Genomic DNA, 24,329 nt, shown 5'->3' on the forward strand with positions numbered 1-24,329 from the left:
CCGCGATTCAACGGCGCGTCTCGACCTGCTGCAGCGGCACACTGGAGACCGGCGCGACGGGCTTGCGTTCGCGGCCCAAGCCCACAGGCACGAGACTCGCGGCGATACGCTGCTGGGTCTGAACGTGACGGCTCGGATCGGTTTCCACCCAGGTCAGTCCGGCGGCATTGACGATGCCATGCAGCGTGCTGGCCTGCACCGGTTCGGCGGCGGCCGGGGCAGCCGCAATCGGAGCGGGTACCGCGACGACGGGAGCAGGCGCGGCGGGGGCAACAACGGGTGCGGCCTCCACGGCGGCAGGCGCTGCCTCGATGATAGGCTCGGTCACCGCGGGTTCGGCCGGCGCGGCGCTCGTCTGGAACTCCCGGGACTCGGCGTGCGCGGCCGCGATGGCCTTGATCACGGCACCTTCGGGATCCTGCTGCTCGGCAACTGGGGCAGGCTCGAGGGCAACCGGTGCGACAGGCGCCAAGGCCAGCGCAGCGTCCGCAGACTCGACAGGAGCCGGGGAAAGCGGCTCGGCCTGGGCCGTCTCCTGGTCTTCGTCCTGTTCGCGGACCTCATCGTCCTGGCCTTCGGCGCTTATGCCCGTCGTCTCTTCGCCATTGCGGCGGCCTCGACGGCTGCGGCGGCGGCGGCGCTTACGCTCGGGATCGGCTTCGGCCTGGTCGGCCGGCGCGTCGGACGCCCCGATGGCCTGGTCATCGACCGTATCGACGAGGGGCTGGACTGCGGCGTGCGCCGGGGTAACCGTCTCGGGCGTGACAGCAAGATTCTCAGCCTCGGACGTGCTCAGCACATCCTGATCGACCGGCGACTGATTGGCGCCGTCTTCACGGCGACCGCGACCGCGGCGGTTGCGGCCACGGCCGTTGCGAGGCACGGCCGACTCTTCGTCCGCGGCAGCTTCCTGCACGCGCTCGGGGAGGGCCGCTGCATCGCGCTCGGCACGCTGCTCGGTGCGTTCAGTGCGCGGCACGCGTTCTTCGTTACGGCGGTTGCCGCGAGCTTGCTGCGAGCGGCCTGCATTGCCTTCCTGCTCGGCGGCAGCCTCATTGCCGCCACGGCGGCTGTTGCGCGAACGATCGGAGCCATGGCGTTCGCCGCGGCGTTCCTGGCCGTCGTGGTTGCGGCGGCCGCGGTTCGGCCCGCTGCCGCCGCGGGGCTCCTCGCTGGCCTGGACCGACGCTGCGGGCGCAGCGTCGCCGCCAGTGAACCAGTTCAACACGCGCTTGAGCAGGCCGCCGGAGGCGGGCGCCGCAACCGCGGCCGCAAGCACCGGAGCCGGCGTGTGCACCGGCGCGGGCTGAGCCGGAGTGATGCCCTTGACCAGCGCTTCGGGCTTGGCCTTGACTTCAGCGGTTTCGGAGTGCGGCGACCAGGTCTCGATGGTGGACGGCGCCTCGATCAGTTCGAAGCTGGTCCGGATTTCTTCCAGGCGCGGATCGTCGTGGCGCAGGCGCTCGATGTGGTGATGCGGCGTCTCCAGGTGCTTGTTGGGGATGAGCACCAGATTGACCTTCAGGCGCGTCTCGATCTTGGAGATGTCGGCACGCTTTTCGTTCAGCAGGAAGGTGGCCACTTCGACCGGCACCTGGGCATACACGGCGGCGGTGTTTTCCTTCATGGCCTCTTCCTGCAGCAGACGCAGCACGTGCAGGGCGCTGGACTCGGCATCGCGGATCACGCCGGTGCCGTTGCAGCGCGGGCAGGTGATGTGCGAGCCTTCGTTCAGCGCCGGGCGCAGGCGCTGGCGCGACAGCTCCATCAGGCCGAAGCGCGAGATCTTGCCCATCTGCACGCGGGCGCGGTCAAAGTGCAAGGCCTCGCGCAGGCGTTGCTCGACGGCGCGCTGGTTCTTGCCTTCTTCCATGTCGATGAAATCGATCACGATCAGGCCGCCCAGATCGCGCAGACGCAACTGGCGGGCCACTTCCTCGGCGGCTTCCAGATTGGTGCGCAGGGCCGTCTCTTCGATGTCCGACCCCTTGGTCGAACGCGCCGAGTTCACATCCACGGCCACCAGCGCTTCGGTGTGGTCGATGACGATGGCGCCGCCCGACGGCAGGTTGACCGTGCGCGAATAGGCCGTCTCGATCTGGTGTTCGATTTGGAAGCGCGAAAACAGGGGAATGTCGTCGCGGTAGCGCTTGACGCGCTGCACGTTGTCCGGCATCACCACGCTCATGAAAGCGATGGCCTGCTCGGCGATCTCGTCGGTATCGATCAGGATCTCGCCAATATCGGGCGAAAAATAGTCGCGTATGGCCCGGATGACCAGGCTCGATTCCAGGTAGATGAGGATAGGCGCGGCATTGTCGCGGGCGGCGCCGTCGATAGCCGTCCAGAGCTGCATCAGGTAGGACAAGTCCCACTGCAGTTCCTCGACGTTGCGGCCGATGCCCGCGGTACGGGCGATGATGCTCATGCCTTGCGGCACGTCCAGCTGGTCCATCGTATCGCGCAGTTCCTGGCGATCCTCGCCCTCGACGCGGCGCGAAACGCCGCCGCCACGCGGATTGTTGGGCATCAGTACCAGATAGCGGCCAGCCAGCGAGATGAAGGTGGTCAGGGCCGCGCCCTTGTTGCCACGCTCTTCCTTTTCGACCTGGACGATGAGTTCTTGGCCTTCCTTGAGGGCGTCCTGGATGCGCGCGGTACGCACATCGACGCCTTCCTTGAAATAGGTGCGGGCGACTTCCTTGAAAGGCAGGAAGCCGTGGCGGTCTTCGCCGTAGTTGACGAAACAGGCTTCGAGGCCGGGCTCGATGCGGGTGATGACGCCTTTGTAGATGTTGCCTTTGCGCTGTTCGCGGCCGGCGGTTTCGATGTCCAGATCGATGAGCTTTTGCCCATCGACGATGGCGACGCGCAGTTCTTCCTGGTGCGTCGCGTTAAACAGCATGCGCTTCATGAGTGCGATTCTCCGTAGTCAGGAACGCGCCGGGTTCGGCGCGCGACCTCGGATCACTCGGGCGGCAAACTGAAGCGGAGAAGATGCGGACCGTACCCGGGCTTGGCAGCCAGGGCGTATCCGCCGCGAGTCAGGCGGGCACGTCGTGCCAGATGGCACGAGGTTCTTTCAGCAGGACGGTCAACTTCACGTGAGTGGGGGATGACGGGAGGGTTGCTGGGAACGACAGATGCGGCGACGGGCTAGGCCACGCCGCGCGCACCTGGTGCGTAAAACGATTGCGACGATTCTCTTGTGCTTCAGATCGCGTGCGGCTGCCAACTTAAAAAGCCAGGCGCCGCCGACCAAGGGACCCCGGAGCTGAACCCGCAGGCAGTACAATGGCGGCATCATGCCGGACGGAACCGCGCGTGGCGTTCGGATTTTGCTCGAACGCACTTCTTGTAATGTAAAACGCACATCTCTACGTCCAGCCGTACCCTCTCCATATGACGGCATAGGCGGAATCAACCCCTTAAGGTTCCGACGATTGTATCCCCGCTTTCCGCAATGCGCAAAAAAGAACCGTCTCCGACCCAACCCGCCCCCGCCGTCCGCCTGGTCGAAATCGACGCTGAACACGACGGCCAGCGTATCGACAACTTCCTCATTCGGCTGTGCAAGGGCGTCCCAAAAAGCCATATCTACAAGGCCATCCGCGGCGGGCAGGTGCGCATTAACAAGGGACGCATTGATGCCGCCTATCGCCTGGCCGCAGGCGACGTGCTGCGTGTACCGCCGATGCGCCTGCCCGATCCGGGAATTGCGCGCCCGGTACCGGGCGCGCAATTCCCGGTGATCTTCGAGGACGAGGCCCTGCTGGTGATCGACAAGCCGTCCGGCGTGGCGGTGCACGGCGGCAGCGGCGTGTCCTTCGGCGTCATCGAGCAGCTGCGCGCCGCCCGGCCCGAAGCGAAATTCCTGGAACTGGTCCATCGGCTCGACCGCGAGACCTCGGGCCTGCTCATGGTGGCCAAAAAGCGCAGCGCCCTGCTGGCCCTGCACGCCATGCTGCGCGAAGGCAGAGGCGACAAGCACTATTACGCCCTGGTCGAAGGCCACTGGCTCAACGACCGCCAGCACATCAAGCTGCCGCTGACCAAGTGGACCACCGCCAGCGGCGAGCGCCGCGTCAAGGTCGACCGCGAAGACGGCATGTCGGCCCACACCATCGTCACGCTGCAGAAACGCTACGATGGCTACAGCCTGGTCGACGCCGAGCTGCGCTCCGGGCGCACCCACCAGATCCGGGTGCACCTGGCCGCCAGCGGCTTTCCCATCGCAGGCGACGACAAGTACGGCCGCGACGAAACCCGCGCCGCGCTGGCCAGGCAAGGATTCAACCGCATGTTCCTGCACGCGCACAGCCTGACGCTGCCCCATCCGCTCACGGGCGAGACTCTGGCACTGGCCGCGCCGCTGCCCGAAGCCTGCACACGGCTCCTGAATCAGTTGGAGAAAAGATGAAACACCCCCCACGCTCACCGCGTTCGCTGCCCCCCGAGGGGACTTCAGCCCCCTTCGGGCGGCCGAGCGGAGGCTGATATGTCTTATTCCCTGGTGGTGTTCGATTGGGACGGCACCTTGATGGATTCCACCCATACCATCGTGGCCGCCATCCAGGCATCCTGCCGCGACCTCGAACTGCCCGAACCCTCTGCCTCCGAAGCCAGCTGGGTGATAGGCCTGTCGCTGGACAGCGCGCTGCTGCGCGCCGTGCCCAAGCTTACGCCGGCCCTGCTGCCGCGCTTTCTGGAGCGCTACCGCGTCCACTATCTACAGCGCGATCCCGACATCAAACTCTTTGACGGCGCGCTCGACATGCTCGATGCCCTGGCTGCGCGCAACGTGAAACTGGCCGTGGCCACGGGCAAGAGCCGCGTGGGACTGAACCGGGTGCTGGCCGCCACGGGCCTGGCCGGGCGCTTCGAAGCCACCCGCACGGCCGACGAGACTTTCAGCAAGCCGCATCCGGCCATGCTGCTGCAGATCATGGAGGAACTGGACACAGCGCCCGAGCATGTCGCCATGGTGGGCGACACCTCGCACGACCTGCAAATGGCCAACAGCGCCGGGGTCCACGGCGTGGGCGTGGCCTACGGCGCCCATCCGCCCGACGAGTTGCAGGCCTGCGCGCCGCAGGTGGTGGTGCATAGAATGGCCGAACTGCAGGCCTGGCTGCTCGCCCGGGTTTGAGGCCCGGCGGATTGCCCGGCAAGCGACATATCGGCCACGCCGCGTTATCCTGGCCAGATCGGCTTATTTCTTTGGATAATGGATCACATATGGCAATTGCCACGCGCACAATAGGCCAGTCGACCCTGCAGGTCGCGCCGCTGATGCTGGGCGGCAACGTCTTCGGTTGGACGGCGAACGAAGCCGCGTCGTTCTCGATTCTGGACGCTTTCGTCGACGCAGGCTTGAACTTCATCGACACGGCCGACGTCTATTCGGCCTGGGTGCCGGGCAACCAGGGCGGCGAGTCCGAAACCCTCATCGGCAAATGGCTGACCGGAAGCGGCAAGCGCGATCGCGTCGTGATCGCCACCAAAGTGGCCAAGCACACCGCCAAGCGTCCAGGCCTGTCGTCGGCCAACATCCAGGCCGCGATCGAAGACTCGCTCAGACGCTTGCAGACGGACTATGTCGACATCTACTTCTCGCACGAAGACGATCCCAACGTACCCATCGAAGAAACACTGGGCGCGTATCAGAAGCTGATCCAGGCGGGCAAGGTGCGGGTCATCGGGGCGTCCAATTTCAGCGGCGCGCGCACGCTGGAATCCCTGCGCGTGGCCGATGCAAATGGCTTGCCGCGCTATCAGATCCTGCAGCCCGAATACAACCTGTACAGTCGCGCGGCCTATGAGGCCGAGCTCGAGCCCATCGCTGTGGCAGAGCACCTGGGCGTGGTGCCGTATTACAGCCTGGCCTCAGGCTTTCTGTCAGGCAAGTACCGTTCTGTCGACGATCTGTCCAAGAGCGTGCGCGGCGGTCGAGGGGTGCCCAAATATCTCAACCCGCGTGGCATGGCCATTCTAGCGGCGCTGGACCAGGTTGCCGAGCGCCAAGGCGTCACGCAGGCCTCCGTGGCACTGGCCTGGCTGATCGCGCGGCCCAGCATCACGGCGCCCATCGTGAGCGCCACTTCGGCCGCCCAGGTGGACAGTTTCGCGCAGGCGGTGCGACTCAAGCTCGACGCTTCCGACATCCAGGCTCTGGATGGGGCCAGCGCGCAAGCGCAGGCATAACCTCCGCGGCGCCGCGCGAGGACCCTGGGTTCTGGGCGCCATAGCATGCCCGACAGTGGGCTGCTCGCCAGCCCACGCCCTATTTCTGCATGGTGCCCTTGTCCATGGAGCTGCTCTGCATGCCCTTGTGCATGGCGCCGCTCTTTTGCATCATGCCGTCGTTCTTGCCTGCCTTGCGCATGGCCTTGTGCAGCATGGCATCGCTCTTGGCATACATGCCGGATTTCTTCATGTCGTCCTGGCCCATGCCCGCCGCATGGGCGCTGGCCAGACCCAGCAGCATCACACACGCAACCGCGCCGGAAATCGAAATTTTCTTCATGGCTTGACTCCTATCGGGGTAAGGGCCGCGGGAAATCGCGGCCGGTACAATCCAGTTCGACGCACAGCCCACTCCGGTTACAGCCCGGGCTGAAAAAGTACGCAGCCCGGTAACCCGAAACGCCGGTACAACGAATAAACAAGAAAACACATATCGATGCCGCAGCGAGATAGCAACCAGGCGCAGTCGGACATAGAGGAAAGACTAAAAAGTCTTTTCTCTCGCGGCCTTGCGGGCGACGACAGGGCCTACCACGCCTTTCTGTCGGAACTCGGCAAGCGGCTGCGCGCCTATCTGCGCAACCGCTTGCGCGGCCTGCCGGACGAAGTGGAAGACCTCGTGCAGGAAGCCCTCATCGCAGTCCACAACCAGCGCCATACCTATGACATGGCGCTGCCCCTGACTGCCTGGGTGTACGCCATCGCGAAGTTCAAGCTCGTCGATCTGCTGCGCCGGCGATCGCGCCAAGAGTTGCTGACCGACCCGCTGGACGATGCGCAGGACATCCTCTGCAACTCGGACTCCGAGGCCATGCAGGCGCGGCGGGACGTGGCCAAGCTGCTGGACCTGCTGCCCGACCGGCAGCGCCTGCCTATCGTGTACGTCAAGCTGGAGGGTTGGTCCGTAGCAGAAACAGCCGGCATGACGGGCATGTCCGAGGCGGCAGTCAAGGTAGGCGTGCATCGAGGCCTGAAGGCCTTGGCTGCAAGAATCAGGAATCAATCATGAAGACCGACGATCTTATCGCCATGCTTGCCCGCGATGCCGGCGCGGTACAACCCGATCGCGGCGGCAGACGTTTCGCGCTGGCCCTGGGCACGGGCATGCCGTGCTCGGCGCTGCTGATGCTGGCCACGCTTGGCCTGAACCCCGCCTTGGGCCGATATCTCGAATTGCCGAACTTCTGGATGAAGCTCTCGTTTGCCGCCGCCCTCGCCTGCATCGGCCTGGTCATCGTGCTGCGCCTGGCGCGCCCCGGCGTCAAGCTGGGCCGCGCACCCCTGGCCCTGGCCATTCCCATTCTGGCGATATGGGCAATCGCGGTGGCAACGTTGGTACCGGACGATGCCGCGCAACGCGCTGAAGCCTTCTTCGGCCAGACCTGGATCGTATGCCCCTTCCTCATTGCTATGCTGTCCATACCCGTGTTTGCCGGCACGACCTGGGCCATGCGCGGTTTGGCGCCCACCCGACTGCGGCTGGCCGGCGCGGCCGTAGGCCTGCTTTCCGGCGCCGCGGGCGCGGTTGTCTATTGCCTGCATTGCCCGGAACTGGCGGCGCCGTTCGTGGGGTTCTGGTATTTGCTCGGCGTGCTCATCCCCACGGGCATCGGCGCCTTGCTGGGCAGGTATTTATTTCAATGGTAGAAGCGCCGTAATTAATTTCGCCCGGACGGTAACCATTCTTTCCCGCCCAGCGAATTACCAAAGGCGCACACTGCTCAAATCCCGCAAAAAAGGTGAGTCCCATGCTCATACGCCAATCTTCAGATGTTCCTGCCTCCGAGATAACGCCCGAATCGGTGTGGCAATCGCGGCGTAGGTGGCTCAAGCAAACCGCCCTGGGCGGCGCCGCGCTGGGACTGGCACGCATGCCCGACGCGCTGGCCGCCGACGCGCCGGACTTGGCGCCGCTGCCCGGCACACCCAACCCGAAGTACGTGGTGATGGACACGCAGACCTCATACAAGGACATCACGCACTACAACAACTTCTACGAATTCGGTCTGGACAAGTCCGATCCGGCCGACTATGCAGGCAAGCTCATCACCCGGCCCTGGACGGTGAGCGTCGAAGGCGAGGTCGCCAAGCCGCGCACCTTCGGCATCGACGACCTGCTCAAGCTCGCCCCCATGGAAGATCGCGTCTACCGGCTGCGCTGCGTCGAGGCCTGGTCCATGGTGATTCCCTGGGTGGGTTACTCGCTGTCGGCGCTGCTCAAACAGGTCGAGCCGACCGGCAACGCCAAGTACGTCGAATTCGTCAGCGCGGTACAGAAGGAAACCATGCCGGGCGTGACTTCGGATGTGCTCGAATGGCCCTATATCGAGGGGCTGCGCATGGACGAAGCCATGCATCCGCTGTCGATGCTGGTGTTCGGCCTGTACGGCAAGATGCTGCCCAATCAGGACGGCGCGCCGCTGCGCGTGGCCGTGCCGTGGAAGTATGGCTTCAAGTCGGGCAAGTCGCTGGTGAAGATACGCCTGGTCGAAAAGCAGCCCGCGACGGCCTGGGTCAAGGCCGCGCCGAACGAATACGGCTTCTATGCCAACGTGAACCCCAACGTGCCGCATCCGCGCTGGAGCCAAGCCACCGAGCGCCGCATCGGCGACCCGGACGGCTTGTTCGCGCCCAAGCGCAAAACGCTGATGTTCAACGGCTACGGCGACCAGGTCGCGTCGATGTACGCGGGCATGGACTTGAAGGCCAATTTCTGAAATGGTCGAGTTGACGCAAGCGCCTATCGTGCGCCGCAAGCTTGACGTGCGGGCCGTAGGCCGCATCAAGCCTTTCCTGTTCGTGGTCGGCCTGCTGCCCTTTTTGCGCTGGATATGGCTCGGCTTTCACGATGGTCTGACGGTCAACCCGGTCGAGTTTCTGACGCGATCCTCAGGCACCTGGACGCTGGTGTGCCTGCTGGTCACGCTGGGCATCACGCCCTTGCGCCGCCTGACCAATCAGCCGGCCCTGGTGCGCGTGCGCCGCATGTGCGGGCTTTTCACCTTCTTCTACGCCTGCATGCACTTTCTGACCTGGGCCTGGTGGGACCGCAACTGGAATCTGTCTTCGATGATCGAAGACATAGGCCAGAGGCCCTTCATTCTGGTCGGCTTCACCGCTTTCGTGCTGATGAGCCTTTTGGCAATCACCTCGCCGCAAGCGATGATGCGGGCGATGGGACGCAACTGGCAGCGTCTGCATCGCGTAATCTATGTGATTGGCATGCTGGCGATCCTGCACTTCTGGTGGATGCGGGCCGGCAAGAACAACTTCCAGGAGCCGGCCATCTACGCCTGCGTGCTGATCTCGCTGCTGGGGTGGCGGATCGCGGAGCGCCTGCGGCGGTAGATCGATCGGACCCTTCCCGCGGATCCGCGGGAAGGGTCTCAGCCCGGCTTGGACACCGCCCGCGACAAGGCCACCGACAAACCCAGCAAGGCGGGATGCGCGGCCGTCACCACGAAGATCGGCACGGCATCCAAATAGGCGCGCATCCGGCCCTTGGCGAGAAAGCGTTCGCAAAATGGCGAGTCTCGCAGCGCGCCGATGAACCGCGGTACGATGCCGCCGCCAATGTAGACGCCGGCGCGCGCGCCCAGCACCAGTGCGACGTCGGCAGCGACCGATCCCAGCAAACCAAAGAACACGCGCATGCTGCGCAGGCACAGGGGGTCGCCCTGTTCCAGCGCGCCCGCCGTGACCGCTTCGGGCGCCAGCGGCGCAAAGGCAACGGCACCAGCTTGCGCAGCCAAGGCGTCGTGAATCAGCGACAAGCCCGCACCCGAGAGCAAACGCTCGGCCGACACATGGCCGAATTCGCGCTGAGCAGCACGCCAGGCCACCCACTCGTCGTCGGTGTCGGGCATGATTTCGATATGCCCGCCCTCTCCCGCCACAGCGACGGCGGGCGCCCCCGCGTGACCGGGAATCAACCCCGACACGCCCAGCCCCGTTCCCGGGCCGATCAGCACGCTGGGCATCAAAGCCTGCGCCTGCCCCGGGCGGATCTGCGCCAGCCCCTGTGGCGGCAAATGCGGCAGCGCCAGCGCCAGCGCGGTGAAATCGTTGATCGCCAGGAGCGTGTCCAGACCCATCGCGCAGCGCATGCCTTCCAACGAAAAGGCCCAACTGTGATTGGTCAGTTTGACCATATCGCGGGTAACGGGGTTGGCCAGTCCGATGGCCGCATGGCGAGGCATTTCGCCGACGCTGGACAGGTAATGCCGCGCGGCGGCCTCCAGCGAGGGAAAATCGGCCACTTTGAGGGTGACGACCGGGTCGAGCCGCATGGTTTCGCGCTCCAATGCGAAGCGCACATTGGTTCCACCGACGTCGGCGAGCAAACGAGGGAAAAGTCCGTAGGAAGGCATGAAATAGCGTAATTCGGATTTCAGGAAAACAAAAACTCAGATCGATCGCGGTGACGGCTGCCACCTAGTGTTCTGTCCCATAAGTTCGCGTCCATGAAATCGCGTCTTCGCCCGCAAGGCGTTGTTGCGAATCCTCGCGATAGCTTGGGCTATCGCTGTGGTTCGCGCCTAGCCTTGCGGACGTATCCATCAATTTCATCTTGGCCGTGAACTTATGGGATAGAACACTAGCTTTCTTCGTGCCAGGAGGAGGCGTCGCGCGACAGCAGCGCCGACGAAGCCGCCGGCCCCCAGGTACCGGACGTATAGGACTTGGGCGGTATGGGGCTATCGCGCCAGGTATCGAGAATGGGTTCGACCCAACGCCAGGCCTGCACCTGCTCGTCGCGCCGCACGAACAGACCCAGCCGGCCGCGGATCACGTCCAGCAACAGGCGCTCGTAGGCGCCGGCGCGGCGCACTTTGGAAGACGCAGCCAGATCCAGATCGAGCGAGGTCTGCGTCAACGCCACCGTGTCTCCCGGCTGCTTGACCAAAAAGTAAAGGCGGATGCTTTCCTGCGGCTGCAGCCGGATCACCAGCCGGTTCGGCGCAGTCAGACCGTAGGGACGCGGAAAAATGGCATGGGGCACGTCGCGAAAATGGATCACAATCTCGGCCACGCGCGCCTGCATGCGCTTGCCGGTGCGCAGAAAAAAAGGCACGCCGGCCCAGCGCCAATTGGCGATCTCGGCCTTGATTGCGACAAACGTCTCCGTGCCGCTGCCGGCAACGATGCCCTGCTCCTGCAAATAGCCCGGCACGGGCTGGCCCTGGATGGCCCCGGCGTGATATTGCCCGCGCACGGTTTTTTCGGCCACGTCTCGATGCAGGATGGGCTTGAGCGCCTTGAGGATCTTGATCTTTTCGTCACGGATAGCGTCTTCGGCCAGACTGGCCGGCGGTTCCATCGCCACCATGCATACGAGCTGAAGCAGGTGGTTCTGCACCATATCGCGCAACGCCCCCGTACGGTCGTAGAAATCGCCGCGCGCTTCCACACCCAGTTCTTCGGCGATAGTGATCTGCACCTCGCGCACCCACTCGCGCCGCCACAGCGGGTCGAACAGCGCGTTGCCAAAGCGGATCGCCATGAGATTCTGCACCGACTCCTTGCCCAGATAATGATCAATGCGATAAATCTGGTCTTCGGCGAAGTGGCGCGCGACCGCGTCGTTGATCGACTCGGACGAATCCAGGTCGTGCCCCAGCGGCTTTTCCAGCACGACCCGCGCGCCCGGATGGTTCAGGCCGACGCGACCCAGTTGCTCGCAGACCGGCACGAAAAGATGCGGCGCGGTAGCCAGATAGAACACCACCACCTGCGGCGAACGCGCCTGGATCCGTTGCGCCAAGGTATCGAAATGCGCCGGATCGAGCGCATCAACCTGCATGTAGACAATACGATTCGCAAAACTCGCCCAGTCTTGCGGCGCGCCGTGCCGCTGCTCCCTCATGGCCTCTTCCAGCTGCGCCACATAGTCTTGCGTGCTGGCGGCGCGGCTGCCGGTGGCGACGATGCGCGCGTCTGGATGCAGCTGCCCCGCGCAATGCGCGCAGAACAGCGCCGGCAGCAGCTTGCGCCGCGCCAGATCGCCGGTGCCGCCGAACAGCACCATATCGAAATCAGGTTTGCTCACCCGGTATTCCTTGTGGCTTCTTTGATGTAGAAGTGAAAGAATCTCTAAAATTGACAGCGCTGTCAATTAGGAATTATGCCTATTTGTACTCGAGGCGCCGTGCGACGCCGCTTCGTTCTTGGCCTTAGAATTCCCACTCCCTCTTTTTTCACCCGCCTCATGAAAAACAGCAGGATCACCACGGGATCCATCACGGTCGACGACGTCGCCGAGGATGCCGGCGTTTCGATCAAGACGGTCTCGCGCGTGCTCAACCACGAGCCCAACGTTAGCGAGAAAACCCGCCAGAAAGTCGCCGAATCGATGGCTAGACTAGGCTATCAGCCCAACCCTTCGGCGCGCGGGCTGGCAAGCAAACGCACCGACATCATCGCCTTGGTCTACGACAACCCCAGCGACAACTACGTCGTCAATCTGCAGCGCGGCGCGCTGCAGGCCTGCGGCCTCTACGGCTACAGCCTGCTGCTCTTGCCCTGCAATTACCGCGCGCCCGACCTTAGCGCGCATATCGTGCAAAACCTGCGCCAGCGCGCCCTGACCGGCTTGATCCTGACCCCGCCCGTCTGCGACGTGGCGGCACTGACGCAGGCATTGGACGAAACCGGCGTGGACTATGTCCGGCTATCGCCCATCGACCGCCAACACCATGGCATGTCCGTCAGCATGGACGACCGCTCGGCGGCGCGCGACATGACGCTGCACCTGATCGAACTCGGGCATCGTCGCATCGGTTTTGTCTGCGGTCATCCCGATCACGGCGCCGCGCACGAACGCCTGGCGGGCTACCGCGAAGCGATGCGGCAAAGTGGCCTGCCCGTGGACGAGAACCTGATCGAGCAAGGCACGCACGCCTTCGAGTCAGGCATCGAGTGCGGGCGGCGGCTACTGGCACGCCCCCCCCGCCCCACCGCCATCTTCGCCGGCAACGACGACATGGCGGCCGGCGTGCTCTATGCGGCGCATGCACAAGGCCTGGACGTTCCGGGCGCGCTATCGGTGGTCGGCTACGACGACACGCCCCTATCGCGCCAAGTATGGCCCAGCCTGACGACGGTGCGCCAGCCCATTCAGGCCATGGCCTATGCGGCAATCGAACAGATCGTCGCCGTGCAGCGCCCCCAGCACCCCGGCCTGAAGCGCCATCCGGTAAGCGAAATACTGGAATACGAACTGGTGATCCGCGATTCAACCCGCAGACCGTCGGCATAAAACGGCAGCGCAGCCTGACCGCAGGCCTGCCGTTCAGTTCCGGCTGGAACCCGATAGCACGTCGACCCAGACCGCCAGCACCAGCACGAGACCTTTGACGATCATCTGCCACGAGCTGTCGACGTTCATCTGTTCCATGCCGTTGTCCAGACTGGCCATCACCAGCGCGCCAATCAGCGCGCCGTAGACCGTGCCGGAGCCGCCGCGCATCGACGTGCCGCCGATGAAGCAGGCCGAGATCGCATCGAGTTCACCGCCGTCGCCGGCCGAAGGCGAACCGGCCGCAGAACGCGCGGTCGTGACGATGCCGGCAAAGGCGCACATCAGTCCCATCAGCGCGAACACCGCCAGCTTGACGCGATTGACGTTGACGCCGGACAGGCGCGTGGCTTCCAGGTTGCCGCCCACGGCATAGACGTGACGGCCGAACACGGTCTGCATGGCAATGTACGAGAAGATCGCAAGCAGAATCAGCAGAATCAGCACGGGAATCGGCACACCATTGGCGCGATTCAGTTCGGCGACGAAGCCGATCACGGCGGCCGCGATGACCAGCAGGCGCAGCGCGTCGGCCCAGAAGGGCGAGGACGCAATATGCATGCGCGCGCGATTGCGGCGGCGGCGCACGGTAAAAAAGCAGGCGCTCGCGACGACCACGGCTGCCAGCCCCCAGGACAGCGCCACCGGCACGAAGCCCTGCGAAATCGACACCAGATCATCGGGCACCGGCGCGATGGTCACGGAATTCGTGCTCCATTGCAACACGCCGCGAAAGGCCAGCATGCCGCCCAGACCGACGATGAAGGACGGAATGCGCATGCGTGTCGTGATGAAGCCGTTGAGCATGCCGATCAAGGTGCCCGCTATCAGCACGACAATGACCGCGGGCCAGGTCGGCCAGTGCAGATTGACTGTCAAGATGGCGACCAGACCGCCCAGGAGGCCGAGCAATGACCCGACCGACAAGTCGATCTCGCCGGCGATGATGACGAACACCATGCCGCAGGCCAGCATGCCCGTCACCGACATCTGCAGGAACAGATTGGACAGGCTGCGCGGCGTCAGAAAGGTACCGTGAGTCTGGCTCCAGAAGAACAGCCAGATCAACGCCACCGCGAACAACAGGGCAAGTATCTTGTAGCGCGTAAAAAGCAGTTGTATTTGGCGGGCGTCCACGCGCGGCACGCCCGCAGCGCGGGCGATACGGCCATTGGCCTGGGTAGGAAATTGGTTCATGGGATTCAAGCAGCGCGAGGCTGCTGTCGGGTGTTGAGCGCGGCGGCCAGGATGTCCTCCTGGGTCAGGCCCTGGTTGATGAAGTCGCCACGCACCTGGCCTTCGCCGATCACGAGCACGCGATCGCTCATGCCCAGGACCTCCTGCAATTCGGAAGAGACCATAATGATGGCCACGCCCGCGGCGGCGAGTTCGAAAATAAGTTTGTAGATGTCGTACTTGGCGCCCACGTCCACGCCGCGCGTGGGTTCATCGAGAATCAGCACCTTGGGTTTGGCCAGGATCATCTTGGTCAGCACCGCCTTCTGCTGGTTGCCGCCCGACAAACCGGCGATGGCCAGCTCCGGGCTGGCCGCCTTGATCCGCAGCCGATGGATCGAATCTTTTACGGTGCGCAGTTCTGCGTCGCGGTCGACGGTGCCGCCGCGCGCATAGGTTTGCAGCGTAGCCAAGGTGATGTTGTCGCCCACTCCCATCAGGGGAACGATACCCTGGCGCTTGCGGTCTTCCGGCACCAGGCAAACGCCGTTGGCAATGGCTCGATTGGGGTCTTTAAGCGTTATCGGCTTGCCTTCGAGCATCAACGACAAGGCGCAACGGCCGGGATAAGCGCCGAAAATGGCCGACACCAGTTCGGTGCGCCCCGCGCCGACCAGCCCGGCGATGCCGAGTATCTCGCCGCGCCGCACACTGAGCGAAACGTCATCGACGCGCTTGCGGCTGGGGTTGGTCGCGTCCCAGCACGTCACGCCGCGGGCTTCGAGCACCACCTCGCCAATGTCGTGTTCGATGCGGGGAAAGAGCGAATCCATACGACGCCCGACCATCAGGGCGATGATGTCGTCCACGCTCATCTGCGCCGCGGCGCGAGTACCCACCTGCGCGCCGTCGCGGATCACCGCGACGGTATCGCAGACGCGAGCGACCTCTTCGAGCTTGTGCGAAATGTAGATGCACGCCACGCCGCTGCGCTTGAGTTCCTCGATGATGTCCAGGAGCACGGCGATTTCCTTGGCGCTCAAGGACGACGTCGGCTCGTCCAGGATCAGCAGCCTGGCGTTTTTGGCCAGCGCCCGCGCGATCTCGAACAGCTGCTGGTGGCCGCTGCCGTAGTGCATGACCGGCGCGGTGACGTCGATGTCAGTCAGCTTGAGCCGCGCCAGCAGCTTCTCGGTTTCGCGGTACATGGCGTCGTAGTCCATGCGCCCGCCAGGCCGCGCGATTTCGTTGCCGAGAAAGACGTTCTCGGCAACCGAGAGCTGCTGCACCAGCATCAATTCCTGGTGGATGATGACAATGCCGCGCCGCTCGCTGTCGCGCACCGAATGCGCGCGCAGCGGCTGGCCCTCCCAGCGTATCTCCCCCTCGTAGCTGCCGTACGGATAAACGCCGGACAGGACCTTCATCAGGGTCGACTTTCCCGCGCCGTTTTCGCCGCACAGGCCGACACATTCGCCCGGCCGCACCGCCAGATTAATGCCGTCCAGCGCGCGAACTCCGGAGAACGCCTTGACGATATTGCGCATCTCCAGCAGGTAGCCGTTGCCGCTCATCGATCGCCCCTTGCGTTTATTTGCCGAAGACCTGCTGATGCGTGTAGAAGCCGTCCTTGACGACGACATCGACATTGTCCTTGGTCAGCAGGATCGGCTTGAGCAGCAGCGTATCGACCTTCTCTTTGCCGTTGCCGATCTGGGTATTGAACTTCGGCTTGACGCCCTTGACCAGATCAACGGCCATTTCGGCGGCCGAGCTGGCCAGTGCACGCAGAGGCTTGTAGACCGTCATAGTCTGGGTGCCCGCAACCACGCGGCGCACGCCCGCCAAGTCGGCATCCTGCCCCGACACGGCCACCTTGCCCTCGAGCTTTTGCTCTGTGAGGGCCTGGATCGCCCCGCCGGCCGTGCCATCGTTGGAGGCGACAATGCCCTGGATATTATTGTTGTTCGCGGTCAATGCGTTCTCGATGATGCTCTGCGCCTTTTCCGGCTCCCACTGCGGCGTCCACTGTTTGCCGACGATCTTGATGTCGCCTTTGTCGACCAGAGGCTGCAGCACCTTCATCTGCCCTTCGCGCAGCAGGCGGGCATTGTTGTCGGTGGACGCGCCGCCCAGCAGAAAGTAATTGCCTTTGGGCGCGGCGTTCACAACGCCCTGGGCCTGCATTTCGCCGACCTTCTCGTTATCGAACGAAACATAGCCGTCGACAGCGGCATCCAGGATCAGTCGATCGTAGGACACCACCTTGATGCCGGCGCTGTGGGCGCTGGCGATCACGTTGCCCAGCACCTTGGAATTGAACGGCACGATCACCAGCACATCCACGCCCTGGGCGATGAGATTCTGGATCTGCGAAATCTGGCGCGATTCGTTGGCGTTGGCCGATTCCACGTCGACGGTGGCGCCCAGCTTCTTGGCGGCCTGGACGAAAAAGTCACGATCGTGCGTCCAGCGCTCGACGCGCAGATCGTCGATCGAAAAGCCGATGACAGGGTGAGTCTTGCTCGCGTGGGCCGGCGCGGCGGACAAGGCGGCGGCGGTGGCCAGCGCGGTGACGGTGATCTTGAAAGCGCGGGAAATCATGAAGTGTCTCCTTGAATTCGAATTTTGGCCTTTCTCGGACGGCCAATTTTTGCAAGGGGTCCATGCCGCTCCGACCTTGGACGGCATGGCCTGGTTTGATCAGAACGTGATGCCTGTCTTCAGCCCCACGACGAACGCGTTGTGGTTGAGCGAAGTGCCGCCCGGATGCACGACATACTGCAAGTTCAGGCGCATGAATACCGACGGGATGGGGGACCAGCTGTAATACACCTCGGTGGCGTACTCGTTGCCGTCACCGGCGACCGTATGCGAGCCAGTGAGCGCATTGAGCTGATTGACATAGTCGGCGTAGCGGCCGTTGTTGTGCGTCGCGCCGATGCCAAAACCGATGCTGTCGTTCGGCCGGCCAAAGGGTCCCTTGTACTGCACGCCCATTGCGATCTGCCGATCAGTCTGCGCGGTGGCCCTGTCCGCCTGGGAGATGTTCAGGAACAGGCTCGCGCCGCGCCCGCCGGGTTCGCCCGTGATCTGTTGCTGGAAATTGATGTAGGCGCCGTATTGGCCGCCATGGTTGAGCGCAGCCAGACCCGTCTGCGCGCGCGAATTGTTGTTGATGTCGTAGTACAGATCCTTGCCGCTGGACGTGTTGTACCAGACGCCGACCTTGTACGAACCGGGCAGGCCGTTCACCTTGGGCGTCCAGCCGCCTTCCAACGGAATCAGAGCGCCGGTGGTGCCGCTGGGATTCTGTAAGGTCCAGCCGTAAGTGCGCGCGTAATCGTCATTCACATAATTCGGATTGACTTGGTAGACGCCGACCTGCGCATAGGTCTCTTTGGAGGTCGTCAACTTGACGCGTGCCGCCCATTGGCTGGTCGGCCAGTTGACCCAGTAGCTGCCCACCAGATTGCCGGGCTGCGATCCGCAAAAGGTCAGATTCTGAAAATCGCAGGAGAAGCTGGCGAAATCTTCGCCCACCGTCATTCGTCCCAGCTTGACCGACAGCTTATTGTCGAAGAGTTTCTGATCCAGCCAGAAATCGGTCAGATGCACGGTCTGTCCACGTCCGTAGACTTCCTGCAGCAGCATGTTGTTGCCGATATTGGCGTCCGCGCCCAAGTTGCGGCCATTGCGCTCGGTGAACGTAGTCTGGAAGGTGGCGCCCTTCCAGCCGACCAGCTTGTCCAGGTCGAACGTCGTGCCCAGCGCCCACTGGTCGGAATAGCGCGTTATCCGCTTGTCGCCGCCGGTGAAGTTGTGCGCCAGTTCGCCGGTGTAGCCCAGGTTGAACGACACCCCGTCATTTGCCAGACGCGTGCGCCAACCGCCCCAATCGCCCAGCAAATAAGGGCTGGAGGTAATGCCCTCGGCATGGGCATAGGCGCCCGTTGTGCCAAGGATCAGCGCGCCAATCGCGGCGCTCGCCAACTTGCGTGCGAAACGGGCTTGCCGCGTGCGGGGCGGGATCCGACTTGCGTTGTCCATCGACTGTCTCCTAATGTGCGGCCCGCCGCAGCATGCGCGGCACATGGGCTCTAATTTTTTTGACTCGCCTTGCCAAGCGCGCGTCGCGCTGACTTCACAAATCGGCGCAGATGGGAGAATCGGCCGAATTGACAGCGCTGTCAATTAAGGGATTATCCTGACACGACCAAGATGGCTCGCAAAAAGGGCAGAGGCGTCAAGCGGCCGTGGCGCCTCCCTCGCCCCAGGACACGTCAGCCGGCAGGATCAGCGTGGCGATCTGCCCGGGAAACGTCCGCGCGACACGTTGTGCTGATTCGCCAGGCCGTTGGCTAGCCCCGGCCCGCAATGCAGCAGGGGGCATGCCGGCTTGCGGGCGATGCGGTAGTAACCGTGCCTACCATGCCAGTCACGACACACTCCTGCAGGCCAAGCACGCATTGCATGCCGGGAACCTGGTCCAGTGCCGCCACAAAGTGCATCTTGCTGGTTCCCGGATTTACAGCAACCGTATCCACGGCGGACGCGAGCAAGGCCTGCACGAGGCTCCTGGCGCCACTCATCCGTCTATTTCCGGCCGGCACAGTCAGAATTGGTAGGTATAGGTCGCCTGGATCACATCCATGCCCGGATTCGGCGTCTTGATATCGGCGTTGGAAAAGTGCGAGAAACGCATGCCCACGCGACTGTGCCTGTCCAGCAGATAGCCCATGCCGATGTGGTCGCCGAACTGGAAGGCCGTGGAATAGTGCTTGTCCGCAAACGCGGTGTGGCTAAATACGGTGGGACCGATGCCGGCCTCGACGTAAAAGCGCTGGCTCGCTCCCAGCCACCACCGGAACATGGGGATGGCGCTGAGCTGCCAGACCGAGGAAGGCTGCTGCCGGCCGTGCGCCTGCCAGTAAGCCACGCCGATCTCGGGTGTGAGATCCACCCGGCCCAGGCTGCCGCCGAAGGAATACGTCCAGATGGGCGAAGTTTCATACTGCAGTCCGAGCCGCGAATAGCGATTGCCAAGGCCGTAATGGATGCCGATGCCGCCCCGGACGCCCGCGCTGTCGGTCTGGGCCTGAGTTTGGGCCTGGACCGTCGAAGCAATGCCGGTCAAGGCCAGCCCGGCAAGACCTGCCAGAACCCTAAATTTGATATCAGAAAGCATAAAAACCTTTCTTATCAAAAATTTACAGGAATAACCTTATCAGAAATCTAGTTATTGCAAGCTGAAAATGCTTTACCTTTATCAGGGACTGATATAGGCCATAATGTGCAAAGACAACGGCCGCCCTCGCGGGCGGCCGTTGTCTTTGCACAACTGGCGCGCGGCGGATCAGGCCGCGACGACGTCGACCGGCTGGCGGCTCATGAGCGCCATCAGACGGGCCAGTTCTTCACGCAACTGGCGACGATCGACCACCATGTCGATCGCGCCCTTCTGCAGCAGCAGTTCGGAACGCTGGAAGCCTTCTGGCAGCTTTTCACGCACGGTTTGTTCGATCACGCGCGGGCCGGCAAAGCCGATCAGCGCCTTGGGTTCGGCGATGACCACATCGCCCACGAAGGCGAAGCTGGCCGATACGCCGCCCATGGTGGGGTCGGTCAACACGCTGATGAAGGCCTGGCCAGCCTCGGCCAGGCGCGTGAGCATGGCGTTGGTCTTGGCCATCTGCATCAACGACAACAGGCTTTCCTGCATACGCGCGCCGCCCGATGCTGCCACGCAGATGAAGGGCGTACGGCTGGCGATGGCGGCCTGCACGCCGCGCACAAAGCGCTCGCCCACCACCGAACCCATGGAACCGCCCATGAATTCGAACTCGAAGCAGGCGACGACCGCTGGCACATTGCGAATCGAGCCGCTCATCACCACCAGTGCATCGGTCTCGCCCGTCTGCTTGACGGCCTCGGCAATACGTTCGGGATACTTGCGCGTGTCCTTGAACTTGAGCGTGTCGACCGAACGCGTGTTCGAGCCGATTTCGATCCGGCCTTCCAGGTCCAGCAGCATGTCCAGCCGGGCCCGGGCGCCCACGCGCATGTGATGGTCGCACTTGGGACAGACGTGCAGGTTGGCGGCCAGGTCTTCGTTATAGAGCACCGATTCGCACGACGGACACTTGACCCACAGGCCTTCGGGCACGCGACGAGCGGCGTTCTCATTGCTGCCCTTGTTGATGCGCGGGGGCAGAAGCTTTTCGATCCAGCTCATGTGTCTTATTCTCTTTGATGAAGCGCAGGTTCAGGCCGACGGCACAGCGGGTTTGCGGGCGGCGTCCAGCGCAGTGCGGATCGCGCTCAGCCATTGCCTGGCCGCAGCCGCCGCGACGCCAGCCTGCTCGCCGACCGGCGCGCAGGCCACGGCCTGCTCAATGGTTTCGATGAGTTTGGTGCCAATTACCACGGCATCCGCGTGGCGCGCCACGCGCACCGCGCTGTCGGCGTCGCGGATGCCAAAGCCAACACCCACGGGAATCTTCACGTGCCGGCGGATCGCCTCCAGCCGCTTGGCCACGTCGTCGGTATTCAGGCTGGCCGAGCCGGTGGTGCCCTTGAGCGAGACATAGTAGACGTAGCCGCGCGCCATGCGGGCCACGGACTGGATGCGCGCCTCGGTCGAGGTCGGCGCCAGCAGGAAAATGGGATGGATGCCGTTGCGATCGAGCAGTTCGGCGAATTCGCCGGTTTCCTCGGGCGGACAGTCCACCACCAGAAGGCCGTCCACACCGGCCTCGCGGGCGCGCTGTGAAAATACGGCCTGCCCCATGCGTTCGATGGGGTTGGCATAACCCATGAGCACGATAGGCGTATGCGGATCGTCGCGGCGGAACTGCGCCACCAGGTCCAGCAGATGCGGCAGTGTCATGCCTCGCGCCAGTGCGCGCTCGACGGCGCGCTGGATGACGGGGCCGTCGGCCATGGGATCCGAAAACGGCACGCCCAGTTCGATGATGTCGGCGCCGGCCTGAACCAACGCATGCATCAAGGGCACGGTCGCATCCGGCGACGGGTCGCCAGCAGCAATATAGGGCACCAGCGCGACGCGGCCGGCATCGGCCAGTTGGCGCAGTGTGATATCGATACGGTTCGCTTGTGTCATGCTGCCTGCCTCACAGTTCGATGCCCGCGCGCTCGGCGACGGTATGCATGTCCTTGTCGCCCCGCCCCGAAAGGTTGACCAGGATGATCTGGTCCTTGGGCAGCGTAGGGGCCATCTTGACCGCATGGGCGATGGCGTGCGAGGACTCCAGCGCGGGGATGATGCCCTCGATGCGGCAGCAGTGGTGAAAAGCCGCCAGGGCTTCGTCGTCGGTGATGTTGACGTACTGGGCGCGCCCGCTGTCGTTCAGCCAGGCGTGCTCGGGGCCGACGCCGGGATAGTCCAGGCCCGCGGACACGGAGTGGGATTCGATGATCTGGCCGCCGTCGTCCTGCATGAGATAGGTGCGGTTGCCGTGCAGCACGCCCACCTTGCCTGCGGCAATGGACGCTGCATGGCGTCCGGTCTGCATGCCCTCGCCAGCCGCCTCGACGCCGATCAGGCGCACGGACTCATAAGGGATATAGGGGTGGAAGATGCCGATGGCGTTGGAACCGCCGCCCACAGCCGCCAACACATAGTCGGGCTGGCGGCCGGCGGCCTCGGGCATCTGCGTCAGGCATTCCTTGCCGATGATGGTTTGGAAGTCGCGCACCATGCGCGGATAGGGGTCGGGGCCGGCCACCGTACCGATGATGTAGAAGGTGTTCTCGATGTTGGTGACCCAGTCGCGCATGGCCTCGTTGAGCGCGTCCTTCAAGGTGCGCGAGCCGGACTCGACCGGCACGACCTGGGCGCCCAACAGCTTCATGCGGTAGACGTTGGCTGCCTGGCGGCGCACGTCTTCGCTGCCCATGTAGACCACGCACTCCATGCCATAGCGCGCTGCCACGGTGGCCGAGGCCACGCCGTGCTGGCCGGCGCCAGTCTCGGCGATGACGCGGGTCTTGCCCATGCGGCGAGCCATCAGGGCCTGCCCGATGCAATTGTTGATCTTGTGCGCGCCGGTGTGGTTCAGGTCTTCGCGCTTGAACCAGATCTGGGCGCCGCCCAGTTCACGTGACCAGCGCTCGGCATGGTAGACGGGACTGGGACGGCCGACGTAGTGCTTCAGTTCATAATCATAGGCCTGAATGAAGGCAGGATCGACGCGGGCGTGGTCGTAAGCCGCACGCAGTTCGTCCAGGGCGTGCATCAGCGTTTCGGCCACGAACACGCCGCCGTAGGGGCCGAAATGGCCACGCGAGTCGGGCAGGTCGTAAGGTTTCACAACAAGTTCTCCACGAATTGGGCATTTTACCGCGTATGAGGCCGATCCTATTTCGCGAGGCGCCGCCGATTGCAGGGCGGACGGACCCGCTGCGCCGCAGGGGCTTACAAGGATTGTCCCAGTCGGCGCAGGAAGCGTTCGCAGCCCTCGAGCTGGCTCAGTTCTATGAATTCATTGGGCTTGTGCGCCTGCTGGATATCGCCGGGCCCACAGACCACCGCGGGGATGCCCACGCTCTGGAACAGGCCCGCTTCCGTGCCGTAGGCCACCTTGCGCACGGACCGGTCGGCGGTCAGGGCGCGGGCCAGCTGGGTGATGGCTTCTTCTTCCGTGGCGTCCAGGCCGGGCGCCGACGCGCCGGTATGGATGTCGATACGGGCATCGGCGTATTCGGCCTGCATGCGCGGCAGCAGTTCCTCGCGCACGTAGCGCTCGACCTGGGATTGGATCTGATCGGCAGGAATGCCGGGCAGATTGCGGAATTCATAATTGAACTCGCACAAGGCGGGAATGGTGTTGACCGCGATGCCGCCCCGGATCTGGTTCGTGGTCATGGTCGAGAACGGCACGTCGAAGAACGCGTCGTAGGGGCCTTGCGCCTTCATGGCATCGGCAATATCGCGGATGCGGCAGATGAGCCGGGCTGCGTATTCGATAGCGTTGCAACCCTGGGGCGTGAGCGAGGAGTGGGCCGCCTTGCCATGCACGCGGCAGTTAAAGAGATTCACGCCCTTGTGCGCCACCACCACCTGCATATTGGTCGGTTCGCCCACCACGCATCCGTCGGCCTTGATGCCGCGGCCCTGCAATTCGGCCAGCATCACGGGCGCGCCCACGCAACCCACTTCCTCGTCGTAGGAAAAGGCCAGGTGTATGGGCTTCTTGCGCGGCATGGCCAGGAATTCCGGCACCAGGGCCAGCGACGTGGCAATGAAGCTTTTCATGTCGGCGGTGCCCCGCCCGTAGAGACGGCCGTCCTTCTCGGCGAGGACAAAAGGATCGGAATCCCAGTCTTGCCCGTCCACCGGCACCACGTCGGTGTGGCCCGACAGCACCACGCCGCCCTGCACCGTGCCGTCGGCAGCCGGCAACGTGGCGAAGAGGTTGGCCTTGTCGCCGCTTTCGTTGTGGGCCAGCCACGATTGGACACCCTGGCCGCCAAGCCAGTCTCTGACGGTTTCGATGAGGGCCAGGTTGGAGTTGCGGCTGGTGGTGTCAATGCCTACCAGCGTGCTTAGCCAGGTACGGGTATCCATGCTAGGAATCCTTGGGGCGAA

Annotated in this window: 21 protein-coding genes and 1 pseudogene; 8 read left to right on the top strand and 14 right to left on the bottom strand. The window is 63.8% G+C overall.

Going from position 1 to position 24,329, the window contains the following annotated elements:
- Positions 1-7: 7 nt before the first annotated feature.
- Complete coding sequence (locus H143_RS0100500; RefSeq protein ID WP_019936263.1) at positions 8-2,914, bottom strand: Rne/Rng family ribonuclease; 2,907 nt, start codon at positions 2,912-2,914, stop codon at positions 8-10.
- A gap of 549 nt (positions 2,915-3,463) precedes the next feature.
- Here H143_RS0100500 and H143_RS0100505 point away from each other — a divergent pair.
- From H143_RS0100505 to H143_RS0100515, 3 genes are all read left to right on the top strand, one after another.
- Positions 3,464-4,420, top strand: coding sequence for an RluA family pseudouridine synthase (locus tag H143_RS0100505; RefSeq protein ID WP_019936264.1), 957 nt, complete (start codon positions 3,464-3,466; stop codon positions 4,418-4,420).
- 78 nt (positions 4,421-4,498) lie between these two features.
- Positions 4,499-5,149 (top strand): HAD family hydrolase, encoded by a 651-nt coding sequence (locus H143_RS0100510; RefSeq protein ID WP_019936265.1) that lies wholly within the window; start codon positions 4,499-4,501, stop codon positions 5,147-5,149.
- A 95-nt stretch (positions 5,150-5,244) separates the two neighbouring features.
- The gene (locus tag H143_RS0100515) at positions 5,245-6,204 is read left to right on the top strand and encodes an aldo/keto reductase (RefSeq protein ID WP_155803465.1); all 960 of its coding nucleotides are present in this window, start codon (positions 5,245-5,247) and stop codon (positions 6,202-6,204) included.
- Between the two features lie 79 nt (positions 6,205-6,283).
- On the opposite strand, the gene H143_RS0100520 is transcribed toward H143_RS0100515, so the two are convergent.
- A complete protein-coding gene (locus tag H143_RS0100520) occupies positions 6,284-6,526 on the bottom strand; it encodes a hypothetical protein (protein ID WP_019936267.1) in 243 nt (80 codons plus the stop codon).
- 156 nt (positions 6,527-6,682) lie between these two features.
- Between H143_RS0100520 and H143_RS0100525 the strand changes: the two genes are divergently transcribed.
- The 4 genes from H143_RS0100525 to msrQ all read left to right on the top strand — a co-directional run bounded on the left by H143_RS0100525 (position 6,683) and on the right by msrQ (position 9,594).
- A complete protein-coding gene (locus H143_RS0100525; RefSeq protein ID WP_019936268.1) occupies positions 6,683-7,255 on the top strand; it encodes a sigma-70 family RNA polymerase sigma factor in 573 nt (190 codons plus the stop codon).
- Positions 7,252-7,893, top strand: coding sequence for an NrsF family protein (locus H143_RS0100530; protein WP_019936269.1), 642 nt, complete (start codon positions 7,252-7,254; stop codon positions 7,891-7,893). Before H143_RS0100525 ends, H143_RS0100530 begins: the two co-directional genes overlap by 4 nt.
- A 101-nt stretch (positions 7,894-7,994) precedes the next feature.
- Complete coding sequence (msrP, locus tag H143_RS0100535) at positions 7,995-8,963, top strand: protein-methionine-sulfoxide reductase catalytic subunit MsrP (RefSeq protein WP_019936270.1); 969 nt, start codon at positions 7,995-7,997, stop codon at positions 8,961-8,963.
- 1 nt (position 8,964) lies between these two features.
- Entirely contained in the window at positions 8,965-9,594 is a 630-nt protein-coding gene (msrQ, locus tag H143_RS0100540) for a protein-methionine-sulfoxide reductase heme-binding subunit MsrQ (RefSeq protein ID WP_019936271.1), read from the top strand.
- A gap of 38 nt (positions 9,595-9,632) precedes the next feature.
- Here the strand turns inward: msrQ and glk are convergent, their stop codons facing one another.
- The gene (glk, locus tag H143_RS0100545; RefSeq protein WP_019936272.1) at positions 9,633-10,616 is read right to left on the bottom strand and encodes a glucokinase; all 984 of its coding nucleotides are present in this window, start codon (positions 10,614-10,616) and stop codon (positions 9,633-9,635) included.
- A gap of 227 nt (positions 10,617-10,843) precedes the next feature.
- Complete coding sequence (zwf, locus tag H143_RS0100550) at positions 10,844-12,274, bottom strand: glucose-6-phosphate dehydrogenase (RefSeq protein WP_019936273.1); 1,431 nt, start codon at positions 12,272-12,274, stop codon at positions 10,844-10,846.
- A 180-nt stretch (positions 12,275-12,454) separates the two neighbouring features.
- On the opposite strand from zwf, the gene H143_RS0100555 reads away from it, so the two are divergent.
- Positions 12,455-13,504 (top strand): LacI family DNA-binding transcriptional regulator, encoded by a 1,050-nt coding sequence (locus H143_RS0100555; protein ID WP_019936274.1) that lies wholly within the window; start codon positions 12,455-12,457, stop codon positions 13,502-13,504.
- A gap of 33 nt (positions 13,505-13,537) precedes the next feature.
- Here the strand turns inward: H143_RS0100555 and H143_RS0100560 are convergent, their stop codons facing one another.
- The 10 genes and pseudogenes from H143_RS0100560 to argE form a co-directional block, all read right to left on the bottom strand.
- Complete coding sequence (locus H143_RS0100560) at positions 13,538-14,740, bottom strand: sugar ABC transporter permease (protein WP_019936275.1); 1,203 nt, start codon at positions 14,738-14,740, stop codon at positions 13,538-13,540.
- A gap of 5 nt (positions 14,741-14,745) precedes the next feature.
- Positions 14,746-16,293 (bottom strand): xylose ABC transporter ATP-binding protein, encoded by a 1,548-nt coding sequence (locus H143_RS0100565; RefSeq protein ID WP_019936276.1) that lies wholly within the window; start codon positions 16,291-16,293, stop codon positions 14,746-14,748.
- 16 nt (positions 16,294-16,309) lie between these two features.
- Positions 16,310-17,323 (bottom strand): D-xylose ABC transporter substrate-binding protein, encoded by a 1,014-nt coding sequence (xylF, locus tag H143_RS0100570; RefSeq protein ID WP_019936277.1) that lies wholly within the window; start codon positions 17,321-17,323, stop codon positions 16,310-16,312.
- A 99-nt stretch (positions 17,324-17,422) separates the two neighbouring features.
- Entirely contained in the window at positions 17,423-18,769 is a 1,347-nt protein-coding gene (locus H143_RS0100575; RefSeq protein WP_019936278.1) for a carbohydrate porin, read from the bottom strand.
- 264 nt (positions 18,770-19,033) lie between these two features.
- Positions 19,034-19,311 (bottom strand): annotated as a pseudogene (locus H143_RS22740) (thiamine pyrophosphate-binding protein); the annotation flags it as partial.
- A 23-nt stretch (positions 19,312-19,334) separates the two neighbouring features.
- Positions 19,335-19,907, bottom strand: coding sequence for an acyloxyacyl hydrolase (locus tag H143_RS0100585; RefSeq protein ID WP_019936279.1), 573 nt, complete (start codon positions 19,905-19,907; stop codon positions 19,335-19,337).
- A gap of 168 nt (positions 19,908-20,075) precedes the next feature.
- Positions 20,076-20,954, bottom strand: a complete 879-nt coding sequence (gene accD, locus H143_RS0100590; RefSeq protein ID WP_019936280.1) for an acetyl-CoA carboxylase, carboxyltransferase subunit beta — start codon at positions 20,952-20,954, stop codon at positions 20,076-20,078.
- A 30-nt stretch (positions 20,955-20,984) separates the two neighbouring features.
- Positions 20,985-21,842 carry a tryptophan synthase subunit alpha gene (trpA, locus tag H143_RS0100595; protein ID WP_019936281.1) on the bottom strand — a complete coding sequence of 286 codons (858 nt, stop codon included), beginning with the start codon at positions 21,840-21,842 and terminating at the stop codon, positions 20,985-20,987.
- 10 nt (positions 21,843-21,852) lie between these two features.
- Positions 21,853-23,052: a tryptophan synthase subunit beta gene (trpB, locus tag H143_RS0100600; protein WP_019936282.1), complete on the bottom strand. Its 1,200-nt coding sequence runs from the start codon at positions 23,050-23,052 to the stop codon at positions 21,853-21,855.
- Positions 23,053-23,156: 104 nt separating this feature from the next.
- Positions 23,157-24,308 (bottom strand): acetylornithine deacetylase, encoded by a 1,152-nt coding sequence (argE, locus tag H143_RS0100605; protein ID WP_019936283.1) that lies wholly within the window; start codon positions 24,306-24,308, stop codon positions 23,157-23,159.
- Between the last annotated feature and the right edge of the window lie 21 nt (positions 24,309-24,329).

Source organism: Bordetella sp. FB-8 (assembly GCF_000382185.1).
In the GTDB taxonomy this organism is placed as follows: Bacteria; Pseudomonadota; Gammaproteobacteria; order Burkholderiales; family Burkholderiaceae_B; genus Bordetella.

Coding starts and splice junctions, on each gene's coding strand:
- H143_RS0100530 (WP_019936269.1), top strand. CDS start 7,252: ATGAAGACCGACGATCTTATCGCCATGCTTGCCCGCGATGCCGGCGCG.
- H143_RS0100510 (WP_019936265.1), top strand. CDS start 4,499: ATGTCTTATTCCCTGGTGGTGTTCGATTGGGACGGCACCTTGATGGAT.
- glk (WP_019936272.1), bottom strand. CDS start 10,616: ATGCCTTCCTACGGACTTTTCCCTCGTTTGCTCGCCGACGTCGGTGGA.
- H143_RS0100565 (WP_019936276.1), bottom strand. CDS start 16,293: ATGAGCGGCAACGGCTACCTGCTGGAGATGCGCAATATCGTCAAGGCG.
- H143_RS0100575 (WP_019936278.1), bottom strand. CDS start 18,769: ATGGACAACGCAAGTCGGATCCCGCCCCGCACGCGGCAAGCCCGTTTC.
- H143_RS0100585 (WP_019936279.1), bottom strand. CDS start 19,907: ATGCTTTCTGATATCAAATTTAGGGTTCTGGCAGGTCTTGCCGGGCTG.
- trpA (WP_019936281.1), bottom strand. CDS start 21,842: ATGACACAAGCGAACCGTATCGATATCACACTGCGCCAACTGGCCGAT.
- H143_RS0100520 (WP_019936267.1), bottom strand. CDS start 6,526: ATGAAGAAAATTTCGATTTCCGGCGCGGTTGCGTGTGTGATGCTGCTG.
- H143_RS0100525 (WP_019936268.1), top strand. CDS start 6,683: ATGCCGCAGCGAGATAGCAACCAGGCGCAGTCGGACATAGAGGAAAGA.
- msrQ (WP_019936271.1), top strand. CDS start 8,965: ATGGTCGAGTTGACGCAAGCGCCTATCGTGCGCCGCAAGCTTGACGTG.
- H143_RS0100560 (WP_019936275.1), bottom strand. CDS start 14,740: ATGAACCAATTTCCTACCCAGGCCAATGGCCGTATCGCCCGCGCTGCG.
- accD (WP_019936280.1), bottom strand. CDS start 20,954: ATGAGCTGGATCGAAAAGCTTCTGCCCCCGCGCATCAACAAGGGCAGC.
- H143_RS0100505 (WP_019936264.1), top strand. CDS start 3,464: ATGCGCAAAAAAGAACCGTCTCCGACCCAACCCGCCCCCGCCGTCCGC.
- H143_RS0100500 (WP_019936263.1), bottom strand. CDS start 2,914: ATGAAGCGCATGCTGTTTAACGCGACGCACCAGGAAGAACTGCGCGTC.
- zwf (WP_019936273.1), bottom strand. CDS start 12,274: ATGGTGCTGTTCGGCGGCACCGGCGATCTGGCGCGGCGCAAGCTGCTG.
- xylF (WP_019936277.1), bottom strand. CDS start 17,323: ATGATTTCCCGCGCTTTCAAGATCACCGTCACCGCGCTGGCCACCGCC.
- msrP (WP_019936270.1), top strand. CDS start 7,995: ATGCTCATACGCCAATCTTCAGATGTTCCTGCCTCCGAGATAACGCCC.
- argE (WP_019936283.1), bottom strand. CDS start 24,308: ATGGATACCCGTACCTGGCTAAGCACGCTGGTAGGCATTGACACCACC.
- H143_RS0100555 (WP_019936274.1), top strand. CDS start 12,455: ATGAAAAACAGCAGGATCACCACGGGATCCATCACGGTCGACGACGTC.